Annotated in this window: 15 protein-coding genes; 10 read left to right on the top strand and 5 right to left on the bottom strand. The window is 69.9% G+C overall.

What is annotated here, in order from left to right; genetic code table 11:
• Positions 1 to 13 precede the first annotated feature (13 nt).
• The gene (yczR, locus tag H7K45_RS30650; RefSeq protein WP_263999967.1) at positions 14 to 1,468 is read right to left on the bottom strand and encodes a MocR-like transcription factor YczR; all 1,455 of its coding nucleotides are present in this window, start codon (positions 1,466 to 1,468) and stop codon (positions 14 to 16) included.
• Positions 1,469 to 1,530: 62 nt separating this feature from the next.
• On the opposite strand from yczR, the gene H7K45_RS30655 reads away from it, so the two are divergent.
• From H7K45_RS30655 to H7K45_RS30690, 8 genes are all read left to right on the top strand, one after another.
• Positions 1,531 to 1,704 (top strand): hypothetical protein, encoded by a 174-nt coding sequence (locus tag H7K45_RS30655; protein ID WP_263999968.1) that lies wholly within the window; start codon positions 1,531 to 1,533, stop codon positions 1,702 to 1,704.
• Entirely contained in the window at positions 1,701 to 2,387 is a 687-nt protein-coding gene (gene yczE, locus H7K45_RS30660) for a membrane protein YczE (protein WP_263999969.1), read from the top strand. The genes H7K45_RS30655 and yczE overlap by 4 nt, the downstream gene beginning before the upstream one ends.
• Positions 2,336 to 3,187 (top strand): ABC transporter ATP-binding protein, encoded by an 852-nt coding sequence (locus H7K45_RS30665; protein ID WP_263999970.1) that lies wholly within the window; start codon positions 2,336 to 2,338, stop codon positions 3,185 to 3,187. The genes yczE and H7K45_RS30665 overlap by 52 nt, the downstream gene beginning before the upstream one ends.
• Complete coding sequence (locus tag H7K45_RS30670) at positions 3,184 to 4,008, top strand: NUDIX hydrolase (RefSeq protein ID WP_263999971.1); 825 nt, start codon at positions 3,184 to 3,186, stop codon at positions 4,006 to 4,008. Before H7K45_RS30665 ends, H7K45_RS30670 begins: the two co-directional genes overlap by 4 nt.
• On the top strand, positions 4,005 to 4,661 hold the full coding sequence (locus tag H7K45_RS30675; protein WP_263999972.1) for an enoyl-CoA hydratase-related protein: 657 nt from the start codon (positions 4,005 to 4,007) through the stop codon (positions 4,659 to 4,661). Before H7K45_RS30670 ends, H7K45_RS30675 begins: the two co-directional genes overlap by 4 nt.
• Positions 4,662 to 4,671: 10 nt before the next feature.
• Positions 4,672 to 5,706: a class I SAM-dependent methyltransferase gene (locus tag H7K45_RS30680; RefSeq protein WP_263999973.1), complete on the top strand. Its 1,035-nt coding sequence runs from the start codon at positions 4,672 to 4,674 to the stop codon at positions 5,704 to 5,706.
• Complete coding sequence (locus tag H7K45_RS30685) at positions 5,664 to 6,893, top strand: THUMP-like domain-containing protein (protein WP_443677458.1); 1,230 nt, start codon at positions 5,664 to 5,666, stop codon at positions 6,891 to 6,893. The genes H7K45_RS30680 and H7K45_RS30685 overlap by 43 nt, the downstream gene beginning before the upstream one ends.
• A gap of 62 nt (positions 6,894 to 6,955) precedes the next feature.
• Entirely contained in the window at positions 6,956 to 7,681 is a 726-nt protein-coding gene (locus tag H7K45_RS30690; RefSeq protein WP_263999974.1) for an esterase, read from the top strand.
• Positions 7,682 to 7,687: 6 nt separating this feature from the next.
• Here H7K45_RS30690 and H7K45_RS30695 read toward each other — a convergent pair whose 3' ends face one another.
• Positions 7,688 to 8,956: an outer membrane protein assembly factor BamB family protein gene (locus tag H7K45_RS30695; RefSeq protein WP_264000081.1), complete on the bottom strand. Its 1,269-nt coding sequence runs from the start codon at positions 8,954 to 8,956 to the stop codon at positions 7,688 to 7,690.
• Positions 8,957 to 9,093: 137 nt separating this feature from the next.
• On the opposite strand from H7K45_RS30695, the gene H7K45_RS30700 reads away from it, so the two are divergent.
• Positions 9,094 to 9,831, top strand: coding sequence for an acyltransferase (locus H7K45_RS30700; RefSeq protein WP_263999975.1), 738 nt, complete (start codon positions 9,094 to 9,096; stop codon positions 9,829 to 9,831).
• Positions 9,832 to 9,840: 9 nt separating this feature from the next.
• On the opposite strand, the gene H7K45_RS30705 is transcribed toward H7K45_RS30700, so the two are convergent.
• From H7K45_RS30705 to H7K45_RS30715, 3 genes are read right to left on the bottom strand one after another with little or no spacing between them, the layout of a single operon-like run.
• The gene (locus H7K45_RS30705; protein WP_263999976.1) at positions 9,841 to 11,067 is read right to left on the bottom strand and encodes a glycosyltransferase family 4 protein; all 1,227 of its coding nucleotides are present in this window, start codon (positions 11,065 to 11,067) and stop codon (positions 9,841 to 9,843) included.
• Positions 11,068 to 11,077: 10 nt separating this feature from the next.
• Positions 11,078 to 12,667, bottom strand: a complete 1,590-nt coding sequence (locus H7K45_RS30710) for a 1,4-alpha-glucan branching protein domain-containing protein (protein ID WP_263999977.1) — start codon at positions 12,665 to 12,667, stop codon at positions 11,078 to 11,080.
• The gene (locus H7K45_RS30715; protein ID WP_263999978.1) at positions 12,664 to 13,461 is read right to left on the bottom strand and encodes a class I SAM-dependent methyltransferase; all 798 of its coding nucleotides are present in this window, start codon (positions 13,459 to 13,461) and stop codon (positions 12,664 to 12,666) included. Before H7K45_RS30715 ends, H7K45_RS30710 begins: the two co-directional genes overlap by 4 nt.
• A 206-nt stretch (positions 13,462 to 13,667) precedes the next feature.
• Here H7K45_RS30715 and H7K45_RS30720 point away from each other — a divergent pair, with 206 nt between their 5' ends.
• Entirely contained in the window at positions 13,668 to 14,462 is a 795-nt protein-coding gene (locus H7K45_RS30720; protein ID WP_263999980.1) for an electron transfer flavoprotein subunit beta/FixA family protein, read from the top strand.
• The last annotated feature ends 16 nt before the right edge of the window (positions 14,463 to 14,478 follow it).

Genomic DNA, 14,478 nt, shown 5'->3' on the forward strand with positions numbered 1-14,478 from the left:
GCGTCCCCTCGACCTAGACGACGACGGCGCCCTGGTGTCGGGCCGCCGGGCCCGTACCGGTGACGCTGCGCCAGGCCTGGGCCAGCAGCGCCACGGCCTCGCGGAGCTGGTCGTCGGGCAACGTGTAGGGCACCCGGATGAAGCGCTCGAGGGTGCCGTCGACCCCGAACCGTGGGCCGGGCGGAATCTCCAGGCCCATCCGCGACGCGGCGGCCGACAGGGCCGAACTCATCGGCGCGGGCAGCCGCACCCACAGCGACATGCCGCCGTGGCTGGGGTCGGGCCGCCAGTCGGGCAGCTGCTCTTGAAGTAGCGCCACCAGCAGCGCGCGTCGACCGCGCAGGATCTCGCGCCGCTCGACGAGCAAGTCGTCGGCCATGCCGAGAAGCCTTGCGGCGGCGAGCTGTTCGACGATCGGTGTGCCCATGTCGAGTGACGGCCGCATGGCGCCGACGGTGGCCAGCACACTGCGTTCGGCCCGAATCCAGCCGATGCGCAAGCCGCCCCAGCACGACTTGGACATCGAACCGACGGTCAGCACCAGATCGCGCCGCGAGGTCATGGAGGCGGCCATGGGTGGAGGCACCGCCTCGTCGAGCCACATGTCGGTGATCGTCTCGTCGACGATGGTGCGGGTGCGCGTCTCGGCGATGATCTGGGCCAGGCGTCGCCGGCCGTCGGGCGGCAGGGTCATCCCCGTCGGGTTGTGGTTGTCCGGAATCAGGTAGGCCAGTGTGGGCGAGAGTTGGCGCACCGCGGCGTCGACCGCGTCGAGCTCCCAGCCCTGAGGCGTCATCGCGACCGGTACCGGTCGCAAACTCCTACTGGCCATCGTGGCCAACACGCCGTGATAGGTGGGCTGCTCGACCAACACGCGGTCGCCGGGTTGGGTATAGGTCGCCATGATGAGGCCGATGGCGTTCAGGGCTCCGGTGGTCACCACGATCTCGTCGGGCTCAGTGAGAAGTCCTCGGCGGCAATATCTTTCGGCGACGGCCTCGCGCAAGGGTGCGACGCCCTTCAATTCGATGCCGATGTCGTGCAGGTAGGGCGTGACCCGTTCGGCGGCCTCAACGAACGCCGCGGACACCGCGGCGGCGGGCGCGGCCAGGGTCGCGGCCGCGAGATTCGCCGACGCAGTCCCGACGATCGTGGGAACCGGCGCTCCGGCCGAGACCGGCAGTGCCGTCGTGCTGCGCGCGCCTTGGCGCCCCTTGAGATAGCCGTCCTCACGCATTTGGGTGTAGGCCGCGGTGACCGTGGTTCGCGACACCCGAAGGGCGTCGGCGAGCGCACGCTCACTGGGCACCTGGGCGCCGACGGGGAGGCGCCCGTCGACGATCAGCATCCGCAGGCCGTCGGAGAGGCCCTGATAGGCGGGGCCGCTGGCGCTGGCCGTGCGCCAATTGCCCAGCTCACGAGCCAGAAGATCCACATCGAGCCGCCGCCCAGCCAGTTCCACGCTCATTGGGGCCAGTTTGCCCTAACTGGCTATTGATGACAAGGCCAGTGGCGGCTGATCATGGGTGCATGGCACAACACTGGACCTCCCGTATGACGCGCAAGGCGAGCGAGCTGGGTCGCGTCTTCCGCAACTCACCCCGCATCGGCGACTTCGTCGCGGAGGACGGAAGGGACGGAGACTCGCGCCGGATCCGTGCCGAACTGGACGCCATGCGCGCCCGCTTCCCCGACCACGCATGAGGCGCGGCCTCGGCAGAGGGGCGGCCCTGCTCGTCGGCCTCGTCGGCTACGGGTTCTCGATGGCGGTGATGGTGCGCTCCGGGCTCGGACTGGACCCATGGGACGTATTCCACCAGGGTCTGGCCAACCGGACCGGCTTGACCATCGGCACCGTCACCGCCGTGGTCGGGGTGCTCGTGCTGCTCGCCTGGATCCCGCTGCGGAACCGGCCGGGGATCGGCACCGTCGCCAACGTCGTCGTCATCGCGGTGACGGTCGACGCCGCACTGGCCGTCCTGCCCGAACCGACCGGACTGCCCGTCCGCGTCGCCATGATGCTCGGTGCGGTGCTGCTCAACGCCGTCAGTACGGTGCTCTACATCGCGGCCGGCCTCGGCCCGGGGCCGCGCGACGGTCTGATGACCGGTGTGGTGGCGCGCACCGGGCGATCGGTCCGGCTGGTCCGCACCGCCATCGAGGCGACGGTGCTCCTGGCCGGCTGGCTGCTGGGTGGGACGGTCGGGATCGGCACGGTCGTCTACGCGTTCGGCATCGGTCCGCTGGTTCAGCTGACGCTGCGCCTGACCCCGCAGCGGTGGCTCGCCGCGAGCGGGTGGGCCGAGAAGGAGACCCGCCTGACTACGATGGGCGAGTGCCAGCCGATCCCAGCGACCGAGCCGAAGACGTCGACCAAGACCTGCTGATCGACTTCGCCAAGGTCACGCTCCGACGCGGCGGCAAGACCCTGGTCGGGCCCGTCACGTGGGCAGTCGAACTCGACGAACGCTGGGTCGTCATCGGGCCCAACGGGGCGGGCAAGACCTCGCTGCTGCGCATCGCCGCGGCGATGGAGCATCCGTCGACCGGAACGGCGTACGTGCTCGGCGAGCGCCTTGGCAAGACCGACATGGCCGAGCTCCGTGCCCGCGTCGGGTTGAGCAGTTCGGCTCTGAGTCAACGCGTTCCCGACGACGAGGTGGTGCGCGACCTCGTGGTGTCCGCCGGGTACGCCGTGCTCGGGCGGTGGCGCGAGAAGTATGAGGACGTCGACTACGAACAAGCCGTCGACATGCTGGAAGGCCTTGGCGCAGAACACCTCGCCGACCGCACCTTCGGCACCCTGTCGGAGGGTGAGCGCAAACGGGTGTTGATCGCCCGCGCACTGATGACCGACCCCGAGCTGCTGCTGCTCGACGAACCGGCAGCCGGTCTGGACCTCGGTGGCCGGGAAGAACTGGTGGCCCGACTCGCCGACCTCGCCGCCGACCCCGACGCCCCGGCGATCGTGCTGGTGACCCATCACGTCGAGGAGATCCCGCCCGGATTCAGCCACTGCCTGCTGCTGTCGGAGGGCAAGGTCGTCGAGGCGGGACTGCTCGGCGACGTGCTCACCGCGGAGAACCTGTCGGTGGCCTTCGGTCAGTCCATCGCCCTCGACGTGATCGACGGCCGTTACTTCGCGCGACGCACCCGCAGCCGCGCAGCCCACAGGAGGCGGTCATGACCGAACCGTTGGTTCCGAGGCCGGCGTCGACGGTGATGCTGCTGCGTCAGCGCGAGGACATCGAGGTGTTCCTCATGCGCCGCCACTCGCAGATGGACTTCGTCGCAGGCGTGATGGTGTTTCCCGGTGGCGGCGTCGACGAGCGCGACCGCGGTGCGGACATCGCGTGGTACGGCCCACCCAAGGAATGGTGGGCCCGACGGCTCGACGTGGACCCCGACCTCGCCGAGGCTCTGGTGTGCGCCGCGGCCCGCGAGACGTTCGAAGAATCCGGCGTGCTGTTCGCCGGCCCGGCCGACGACCCCGACAGCGCTGACAGCATTGTGGGCGACACGTCCCGTTACGGCGAGGAACGCGCGGCGTTGGCCAACAACACGACCTCCTTCGCCGACTTCCTGCGCGCCGAGAAGCTGGTGCTGCGTGCCGACCTGCTGCGGCCGTGGGCCAACTGGGTGACGCCCAAGGAGGAGCGCACCCGCCGCTACGACACCTACTTCTTCGTGGGCGCACTACCCGAAGGACAGCGCGCCGACGGCGAGAACACCGAATCCGACCGCGCCTTCTGGACGACCCCGCGCGCCGCCCTCGTGGAGTTCGAAGAGGGCCAGTCGTTCCTGCTTCCGCCGACCTGGACTCAGCTGGACTCCATCGACGGGCGCACCGTGGCCGACGTGCTCGCCGAGGAGCGACGAATCGTGGCGATGGAGCCGAAGCTGAGCGCCGACAAGGGCACCGGCGACTGGGACATCGAGTTCTTCGACGGAGCCCGGTACAACGCCGCCCGCAACAAGCGCGCGCCGGAGGGCTACGACAAGACGTGAACGAGTTCGTCCACGCGCACGTCACCGACGGCATCGGCACCCTGCTGCTGTCGCGGCCGCCGACGAACACCCTGACGCGGCAGATGTGGCGCGAGATCGCCTCGACGGCAACCGAACTCGGTGACGACGCCGACGTCGCGGCCGTCGTCGTCTTCGGCGGACACGAGATCTTCTCCGCCGGGGTCGACGTGCCGGAGGCGCGTGCGCTCGACGCCGCCGCCACCGCGGTTGCCGAGGGGGTGGCGCTGCGGGCGGTCACCGCCGTGGTCGAGATCCCCAAGCCGACGGTCGCCGCGGTCACCGGCTACGCCCTCGGCAGCGGGATGACGCTGGCGCTGGCCGCGGACTGGCGCATCGGCGGTGACAACGCCAAGTGGGGCCTCACGCAGATCCTCGAGGGTTTGGCCCCCTCGGCGGACGACGCGCATCGGCTCGCCAAGGCCGTCGGCGACGCGCACGCCAGGGAGCTGGCGTTCAGCGGACGCTTCGCCCACGCCAAGGAGGCATTGGAACTGGGCCTGGTCGACGAGCTGGTGGCCCCCGACCACGTGTACGACTCGGCCGTCGCGTGGGCTCGGCGCTTCGTCGACGTCCCGGCGGGAGCCCTTGCGGCGACCAAGGCAGCGTTTCGCCCGCGCTCACCCGGCCGTTAGGCTGCCCTACATGACGAGTACCGACCGCGAGCCCAGGTCTGATGTCGCCGCCGGGGCGGCTCCCCGGCCTGATGTCGCCGCCGGGGCGGCTCCGGCTCCCAACCCGCACGCCACGGCCGAGGAAGTCGAGGCCGCGCGCCACGACACCAAGCTCGCCCAGGTGCTGTACCACGACTGGGAGGCCGAGACCTACGACGACAAGTGGTCCATCTCCTATGACCAGCGCTGCATCGACTACGCCCGCGGCCGGTTCGACGCCATCGTGCCCGACGAGCTGCAACGCGAACTGCCGTACGACCGCGCTCTGGAGCTGGGCTGCGGCACCGGCTTCTTCCTGCTGAACCTGGTGCAGTCCGGCGTGGCCCGGCGCGGCTCGGTCACCGATCTGTCGCCAGGCATGGTGAAGGTCGCCGTTCGCAACGGCCAGGGTCTGGGGCTCGACATCGACGGCAAGGTCGCCGACGCCGAGGGCATTCCCTACGACGACGACACCTTCGACCTGGTGGTCGGCCACGCGGTGCTCCACCACATTCCCGACGTCGAACTCTCGCTGCGCGAGGTGGTGCGCGTGCTCAAGCCGGGCGGTCGCTTCGTCTTCGCCGGTGAGCCCACCACAACGGGCAACGTCTACGCACGCAACCTGTCGACCCTGACCTGGCGGGTGGCCACCACCGTCACGAAGCTGCCGGGCCTCGAGAGCTGGCGTCGCCCGCAGGAGGAGCTCGACGAATCCTCGCGCGCGGCCGCGCTGGAGGCGATCGTCGACCTGCACACCTTCGAGCCGGCCGAGCTGGAACGGATGGCCACCAACGCGGGCGCCGTCGAGGTGCGCACCGCCAGTGAGGAATTCACCGCCGCCATGCTCGGCTGGCCGATCCGCACCTTCGAGGCCTCGGTGCCGCCCGGTCGATTGGGTTGGGGCTGGGCCAAATTCGCCTTCAAGAGCTGGACGTCGCTGAGCTGGGTCGATTCCAACCTCTGGCGCCACGTGGTCCCCAAGGGCTGGTTCTACAACGTCATGGTCACCGGGGTCAAGCCCTCCTGAAGGGTGGCGGTCTGAGCTTCACCCTCGACGACGTCGCCTATTTGCGCGGCGGCGAGGGGACCGCGGCACTCGCCGACGTCGACGCCCTGGCGTTGGGCGACGCCAGCCGGGTGTCCGACATCGCCACGGCCCGTGCGCGTTTCGGCGATCGCACCGCGATCCTGATCGAGACGACGCTGCTGAGGCGCAAGGCAGCCGCCAAGGTTCCCGACGCGCACCGGTGGCTGTTCACCTCCGAGGCGCTCGAACAGGCCACCGCCGCCGCCGTCGCCGAACACAGGGCCGAGCGGCTCGTCGGTCGCGCCGTCCACGACGTCACCTGCTCGGTGGGAACCGAACTCGCGGCGTTGACCGGTCGCGCCGACCGGGTCGTCGGCAGTGACCTGGACGAGGTTCGCGTCGCCATGGCGCGGCACAACGTCGGAGGAGACGACCCGCACGTACTGCTGTGTCGTGCCGACGCGCTCGCCCCCGTCACGCGTGGCACCACCGTCGTCGCCGACCCCGCGCGGCGACGCGGCGGTCGGCGCACGTTCGACCCACGCGACTACACCCCGGCGCTCGACGAGCTGCTGGCCGTCTACGCCGACCGCGACCTCGTCGTGAAGTGCGCGCCCGGAATCGATTTCGACCAGGTGGGTCGGCTCGGCTTCGCCGGCGAGATCGAGGTGACGTCGCTGGGTGGCGGTGTTCGAGAGGCGTGCCTGTGGTCCCCTGGGCTGACGACGCCCGGGGTGACGCGACGGGCCACCATTCTGGACCGGGACGAGGAGATCACCGACGCCGCACCCGACGACTGTCCCGTCGCCGCGCCGGGCCGGTGGATCGTCGACCCCGACGGCGCGGTGGTGCGGGCGGGATTGGTACGGCACTATGGTGCCCGGCACGGTCTCTGGCAGCTCGACCCGGCGATCGCCTACCTCTCCGGTGACGAGTTGCCCACCGGTGTACGGGGATTCGAAGTGATCGCCGAATTCGGTCTCGCCGAACGCACGCTGCGCCAGGAACTCTCGGCCCGCGACGTCGGGGCCTTGGAGATCCTGGTCCGAGGTGTCTCGGTCGACCCCGACGAGCTGCGGACCCGGTTGCGGCTGCGGGGTTCTGAGCGCCTGGCGCTGGTGATCACCAGAATCGGAACCGGTGGCGCGAGCCGGGCCGTGGTCTACCTGTGCCGACCGTCGCGCTGACCCCGCGGGTAGTGTGGCGTCGGCGGCGCCGGTGCCGCACATCGATGGAGGGTTCTCGATAGATGCGCATGTCTTCGCTGGCGTTGGCAGTCTCGGCGGTCGCCGTGCTCGGCTGGTCGGGCACCGGTCTGGCCCTCGCGGCGCCGCCTCCGGCTCCACCGCCACCGCCACCGGCGCCCACGTGCGCCGATCTCAGCGGTGTCGTCGACGCCAACCAGATCTGCCAGATTCAGGCCACCAACCCGGGCTACGCCCTGCACGTCGACTATCCCGTCGACTACCCCGACGCCCAGGCGGTGTTCGACTACGTTCAGCAGACGCGCGACGGGTTCCTCAACGTCGCCCAGATGCCGGACCTGCGGCTGATGCCCTACGAGCTGGACACCACCTCGACGCAGTACGCCTCGGCCGTCCCGCCCCGCAAGACCCGAAGCGTGGTCTTCAAGACCTATCAGGGCGTCGGCGGTGCGCACCCGACGACGTTCTACAAGTCGTTCAGCTGGGACCTCGACCAGCGAAGGCCCATCACCATCGACACCCTCTTCAAGCCTGGCAGCAAGCCGTTCCCCGTGATCCTGCCGCTGGTGCAGGCCGAGGTGGACAAGCAACTCGGCCAGCAGGTGACCATCTCACCCGGTGACGGCCTGGACCCCTCGAAGTACGAGAACTTCGCCGTCACCGACGACTCCCTGATCTTCTTCTTCAGTCAGGGTGACGTGCTACCCGAGGCTGCCGGGGCGCTCCAGGTCGCGATCCCGCGCGGCCCCGTCGCCGCCATGATCGCCTGACCCGGGTTACGCGGGCGCGAAGCCGAAGACCCGGCCGTCACTGGTGGCGGCCACGATGCGGCGGTCGTGGCCGATCGACACCCCGACCGGATATCCCGTCGCCCCGGGCAGCGGATAGCTGTTGAGCGTGTGCCCGTCGGCGGGGTCGAACACCACCAGCGCCATGCCGTCGGCGGCGCGGGCCACCGTGTAGCCGGCCGGCCCGGTGAGACTCGACGTCGACAACGGCGCGACGTCGTCACGTCGCCACGAGCGCTCGGCGTGGTCGCCGGCGTCCTTGACCGCCACCAGCGTGGTGTCGGGACCGCCGCCGGAGACGATCAGTCCCTCCGGTGAGACCGACGGGGGAGTCTGGGGCTGAAAGCCCAAGGCGAACGACCACTTTGGCGTCCCGTCGGTGGTGTTTAGCGCCCACAGGTGCCCGTCGCGTCCGTTGACGTAGACCGTGGCGCCGTCGGCCGAGAGCACCGGGCTGCCCAGCGGACCGCCGCCCACCGCCGTGCTCGTCCAGTCCCGAGACAGCAGCGGGGTCTGACCCTCCCGGTACCGCAGCCCCACCAGCTCGGGACCGGGAGCATCGGGTTGCCATAGCGATGTGACCACGACGTCGGTCGCCGAGGAGAATGCCGGCGCGGCGGCCACCGGACAGCGCGGTCGGCCCAGCTGGCAGTCGGCGAGGCCGCGCTCGGAGTCCGTCGGGTCCACGCCCTCCACGAGGTCGAGCGCCGTGCCGACGACGCTGCCGCGGTGGGCGTCGTAGACGAGGACCTGACCGAGGTGCGTCACCACGAGCAGCTCCCCGGGAGACAGCAGCCGCGGCGTCTGTGGCAGACCGATCACGGGGTTGCGCCAGCGGATCCACTGCGTGGGCGGGAAGGACAGGATGGCGCCAGGCTGCCCGACGTAGAGGTTGTCGAATCCGTCGAACAGCGGACTGGAGATGCCGCCGCCTTGCCACAGCCTGCTGCACCAGCGCTGGCGCGCCCTGTTGTCGTTCTCCCACACCATCAGTGAGCACCCACCGGCGGATTGGGCGTTCACTGCGAGGTAGCTACCAGAGCCGAGGGCCACCTGAGACTCGACCTGGCCCTTGACCGAGCGGATCCAGTCCAGGCGCAGGGTGCGGGCGCCCTCGACCGGGGCGAAGCTGCTGTTGGCCGCGTCGCCGTACTGCGCCGACCACCCCTGCGCCGGATGGGCCTGCACCCACGAGTCGGTGTTGCCGCAGGACGTCGCCGTGAGCGTCACGAGCACCGCGGCCGCGGCGGCTGCCATCCGGCGCACGGTCTTTCCAGGAGCAGACATCGAGTCCCGAGACTATCGGAGAGCCCGCGCCAGCCGGAGCCGGCAGACCGGCGCGGCGAGCCGGAGCCCGGGTGACCCGTCGCGACGCTCAAGTAGGCTGTGCCGCCATGACCACGATGTGGGGCGCCCCGATGCACGTGCGCTGGCGGGGTTCGCGACTGCGTGACCCGCGGCAGGCCAAGTTCCTCACCAGGGAGTCCCTGCGGTGGGTCATCGCGAACAAGGCCTACTCGCCGTGGTACCTGGTGCGCTATTTCCGGCTGCTCAAGTTCAAGCTCGCCAACCCCCACATCGTCACCCGCGGCATGGTGTTCCTCGGCAAGGGCGTGGAGATTCAGGCAACCCCGGAACTCTCCTACATGGAGATCGGCCGCTGGGTGCACATCGGCGACAAGAACACGATTCGGTGCCACGAGGGCTCGCTGCGCATCGGCGACAAGGTCGTGCTGGGCCGTGACAACGTGATCAACACCTACCTCGACATCGAGTTGGGCGACTCGGTGCTCATGGCGGACTGGTGCTACGTCTGCGACTTCGACCATCGGATGGACAGCATCGAGCTGCCGATCAAGGACCAGGGCATCGTCAAGGCGCCGGTGCGAATCGGACCCGACACCTGGGTGGCGACGAAGGTGACGGTGCTGCGTGGGACGTCGGTCGGCCGAGGGTGCGTCTTGGGGTCACACGCCGTGGTCAAGGGGGAGATCCCGGACTACTCGATCGCCGTAGGGGCGCCGGCGAAGGTGGTCAAGAATCGCAAGCTCGCCTGGGAGACCTCCGCGGCGCAGCGCGCCGAACTGGCGGCGGCGCTGGCCGACATCGAACGCAAGAAGGCGGCCCGCTGACCGACCCGGTCACCCCCGGTCGGGCAGCGCGTGCTCGACGATGACGCTCCGCCGATGTGGTTCTCGCTCACGGCGTTTGGCGGCCAGGTAGACCTGCGCGGTCTCGGTGGCGACCGTGTGCCAGTCGAAGGCCGAGTCCAAGCGGTTGCGCGCCGCCACCGCCTGCCGTTGGGCGGCGGCCGGGTCGTCGAGCACCGCGCGCACCGCGGCGGCCAGTGCGGCCACGTCGCGCGGCGGGAACGACCGTCCGGTCTGGCCGTCGATCACCGCCTCGCCGAGCCCGCCGACGTTCGAGGTCACCAGGGGAGCGCCGGTCGCGGCGGCCTCCAGGGCGACGATGCCGAACGGCTCGTAGTGGCTGGGCAGCACGGCCGCGTCACAGGCATGCAGCAGCTCCACGAGGTGCTCGTGGTCGACGCGGCCGACGAACTCGACGGCCTTGAGCACCTTGTGCTTTCGCGCCTGCCCGACGAGCCACTCCTGCTGCGTGCCGTCCCCGGCGACGGTGAGCGTGGTGCCGGGATGGGTGCGACGGATGCGCGGCAGAGCCGCGATGGCGTCATGCACGCCCTTCTCGTACTCCAGGCGGCCGAGGTAGAGCAACCGCGCCGGGCCCCGTCGCGGTCGACGCCGGGCGAAGGGCCACAGACCGGCGTCGATTCCGTTGCGGATGACCCGCGATTCTGACAGTCCCGGACCGAACAGCGCGGTGATCTCCTCGCCCATCGACGCCGAACACGTGATGAGTGAATCGGATTCGCGTGCCAGCCACGCCTCCACCGCGTGGACCTGCCTGCTGATCCGGCCTGACACCCACCCGGAGTGCCGGCCCGCCTCGGTCGCGTGAATGGTCGACACCAGTGGGACGTCGAAGTGGGCGGCCAGCGCGATCGCCGGGTGAGCGACCAGCCAGTCGTGGGCGTGCACGACGTCGGGTCGCCAGGTCAGCGTCAGCCCGGCACGAACCATCGCGTGCCCCATGGCCAGCGTCCAGGCCATCATGTCGGTGCCGAAGTCGAACTCGTGCGGGTCCTCCGCCGCGGCGATGACGCGCACGCCCTCGCTGACCTCGTCACCCGTGGGATGGGTGCTGGGATCGGTGCCGAAGGGCCGCCTGCTGAGGACCACGACCTCGTGGCCCGCCGCGGCCAGGGCGGTGGCCAGGTGGTGGACGTGGCGGCCCAACCCGCCGATGACCACCGGCGGGTACTCCCACGACAGCATCAGGACCTTCATGGCCGCCCACTCACCGAGGGAGTCGCCGGGCGTCGAGCGCGCCGAACAGCCCGTCGGCGCGATTCCAGTCAGCGGCAAGGCGTTCGGCGTGTTCGCGGCGGCCCGCGGCCAGGGCGTCGGCGATCTCGCGGGTGGCGTGGGCGTGCAGGTGGGCGCGGTAGCGGGCGTATTCGGCGGCGGTGTCCTTGCTGACCATGAACGGCCAGTCGCTGGAGACGGTGAGCAGGGCCTCGCGGAGAATCTGATCGGCGACGACGTCACGCGGGGTCGGCACGCCCACCGCGGCGTGCTGGGTCAGCGCCTTGTCGACCGCCGCCAGGGCGGTGTCGACGACCTCGGAGTTCAGCCGCACCAGGTCCGACACCTGCTCGCCGTTCCACACCTGCCAGTCCTTGCCGGAACCCCACGAGCTCGGTGGCAGGTCGACGGGGGCCCCGACGAAGCCACCCTCGACCGCGTCGGACAGGGTGCCCACGCGCACCCCGGCCTCGGGCAGGGCGCGCAGCACCCGTTCCAGCCACACCGGCCCCTCGTGCCACCAGTGCCCGAAGAGTTCGGTGTCGAAGGCCGCCACGACGTGCGCGGGTCGCCCGATGCGCTCGGACTCCGAGGCGAGTCGGCGTCGCACCGCGTCGACGAAGTCGGCGACGTGGACGTCGACGGCATGGTCGGCGCGGTCGGGTTCGTAGGCGGCCTTGTCCTGCGACGGCACCGCCCGCCCCGTCACGCGGGCCGGCTTCAGGCCGGTGAGGTGGTCATAGGTGTGGAAGTCCCGGTACGCGGCGTGGCCCGGGTAACCCGACTTCGGCGACCAGACCCGATAGCTCACCACCAGGTCCCGGCCGAAGGCGACCACGTCGGTGTCGGCGACGGGACGCCCGAGGGCGGTGTCGCCGTGCAGGGTGGGGCCGTCGACCATGAAGTGCCTTACGCCTGCAGCGGCGTAGTCGCGTTCCAGCCCTGGCGCATACGCACACTCGGGTGCCCAAATGCCCTGGGGGACATGGGCGAAGCGTTGTCCGGCGTCAGCGAGCCCCTCCCGCAGGGCGAATTCGCGCAGGCGCGGGTGCAGCAGCGGCTGGAACGGGTGGGCGAGCGGACCGCCCAGCAGTTCGATCGCGTCGGCGTCGATCAGCTGGCGCAACACCGGGCTGCCGCCGTGGCGCCAGTGCGAGGAGAAGTCCTCGAGCGCACGACCCGCATCCTCGTACTCGCGAATGCCGAAGGCGCGCAATGCATCCGGGGCTGCATAGCCGGTGCCACCGGTGGTGCGACGCACAGCGGCCTCCTGCCCGCGAAGCTGCCAGTTCGCCAGCCAGCTGTGCATGCCGGTGAGGCTGTAGGGATCGTCGAGCTGGGCGGCCACCACCGGTGTGACGCCCAGGGTGAGCAGATGGCTGCGGCCCTCGTCGGACAGGCGGCGCAACAGGCGAGTCAGTGGAAGGTACGCGGTGGCCCACGATTGGTAGAGCCACTCCTCGCCGACCGGCCAGCGGCCGTGGTGCGCCAGCCACGGGAGGTGGGTGTGCAGCACGAGGGTGAAGAGGCCGGGCACCGGAGGGCAGGAGCGAAGCGACCCGGGAAGGGGCTGAGCGCTCACGGCCGCACCGCGACGGCCACCAGGTCCAGGCTCTCGTCGATGTCACGCTCGCCGGCGTCGATCACGTCGAAGTCCTCGGTGCGCACCGAGGCCACGTCGGCCAGCAGGTCGGCCGACCATGCCGCGTTGGCGACGGCCCTGGCGATCTGCGCGTCGATGATCGAACCGCCGTGTCGCGCATCGAGTTCGACGAGACGGGGCCCGTGGAACACCCCGAGCATGGCCTCGACGCGGAAGCCGGAGTCGGTGAGCAATTCGGTGAGCTCGGCGGCGTTCAACTCACGGGTGTGGAACGGGTTGATTGGCGTGTCTCGCCCGGGGGAGAACGTGATGCGGTTGGGCGTCGACATCAGCAGGAGTCCCGACGGGCGCAGCACGCGGGCGCACTCGTCGACGAACTGGCCTTGGTCCCACAGGTGTTCGATGACCTGGAAGTTGACCACCACGTCGACGGCGCCGTCTCCGAGGGGCAGCTCGGCCAGGTTGCCCTGACGCATGTCGACGCGGGGGTAGCGGGCCCGGACGTGCGCCACGGCGGAGTCGTCGTAGTCCAGTCCGATGACGTGCCGGGCCACTCCGGCGATGAGGTCCGCGCCGTATCCCTCGCCCGATCCGGCTTCCAGCACCACGCGGTCCGCGCAGCGCTGCAGTAGCCGTTCGTAGACCACCTCGTGGCGGCGGAACCAGTAGTTCTCCTCGTCCAGACCGGGGACGGTGCGCTCACCGGTCAGGGGAAGGCCGTCCGTGCTGCTGAGGACGGCGTCGGACGGATCGGAATGGGTAAATGCGCTCATTGCCAACGCAGGCTAACCCAGCTATGGCGATTGTCACTGCCTCATAAGGTTCACGAGCCAGTGGGAAGGGCAGAAGGTTAGACAAGACCAGCTATGGTGAGGGTGCTTACCGCCCCAAGTTACTGACTAGTAACCTGATGGCTGTTGTATCAATCGTGATATGGGCAGGCCGGCTGAGGCCTCATCGAGGAGGACGAACCACACTCATGACGAACATCGTGGTCCTGATCAAACAGGTTCCTGATTACGAGGATCGCCATCTCACCGACGGTGACTGGACCCTTGACCGGGCCGGCAGCGATCCGGTGCTGGACGAGATCAACGAGAAGGCCGTCGAGGTCGCGCTGCAACTCAAGGAGAAGCACGCCGACGCCGACTACAAGGTAGTCGTGCTGACTGCCGGGCCCGCGAGCGCCGAGTCGGCCATCCGCCGGGCGCTGTCCATGGGCGCCGATTCGGCCTACCACCTCGTCGACGACGGCCTCAAGGGCTCCGACATGGTGCAGACGTCCTGGGCGCTGGCCCGTTCGCTCGGCCAGATCGAGGACATCGGCGTGGTCATCGCCGGCAACGAGACCAGTGACGGCGTCGGTGGCGCGGTTCCGGCCATCCTCGCCCAGTTCCTGGGCCTTCCGCAGCTGACCACGATGCGCAGCATCGAGATCGCCGACGGCAAGGTCACCGGCGAGCGTGAGACCGATGACGGCGTCTTCGGCTTGGAGGCGTCGCTGCCCGCGATCGTCAGCGTCAGCGAGAAGATCGTCGACGACGCCCGCTTCCCCTCGTTCAAGGGGATCATGGCCGCCAAGAAGAAGCCCGTCGAGACCCTGACGCTGGCCGGCATCGGCGTCGAAGCCGACGAGGTCGGCGGCCAGTACGCCGGTTCGACCGTCGTCTCGGCAACCCCCAAGCCGCCGAAGACCGCGGGTGAGAAGGTCACCGACGAGGGCGAGGGTGGCAAGCAGATTGCCGACTACCTCGTTGCTCAGAAGCTCCTCTGAGCGTCGTCGACCCGTC

The organism is Mycobacterium yunnanensis (genome assembly GCF_025823185.1).
Lineage (GTDB): Bacteria > Actinomycetota > Actinomycetes > Mycobacteriales > Mycobacteriaceae > Mycobacterium > Mycobacterium yunnanensis.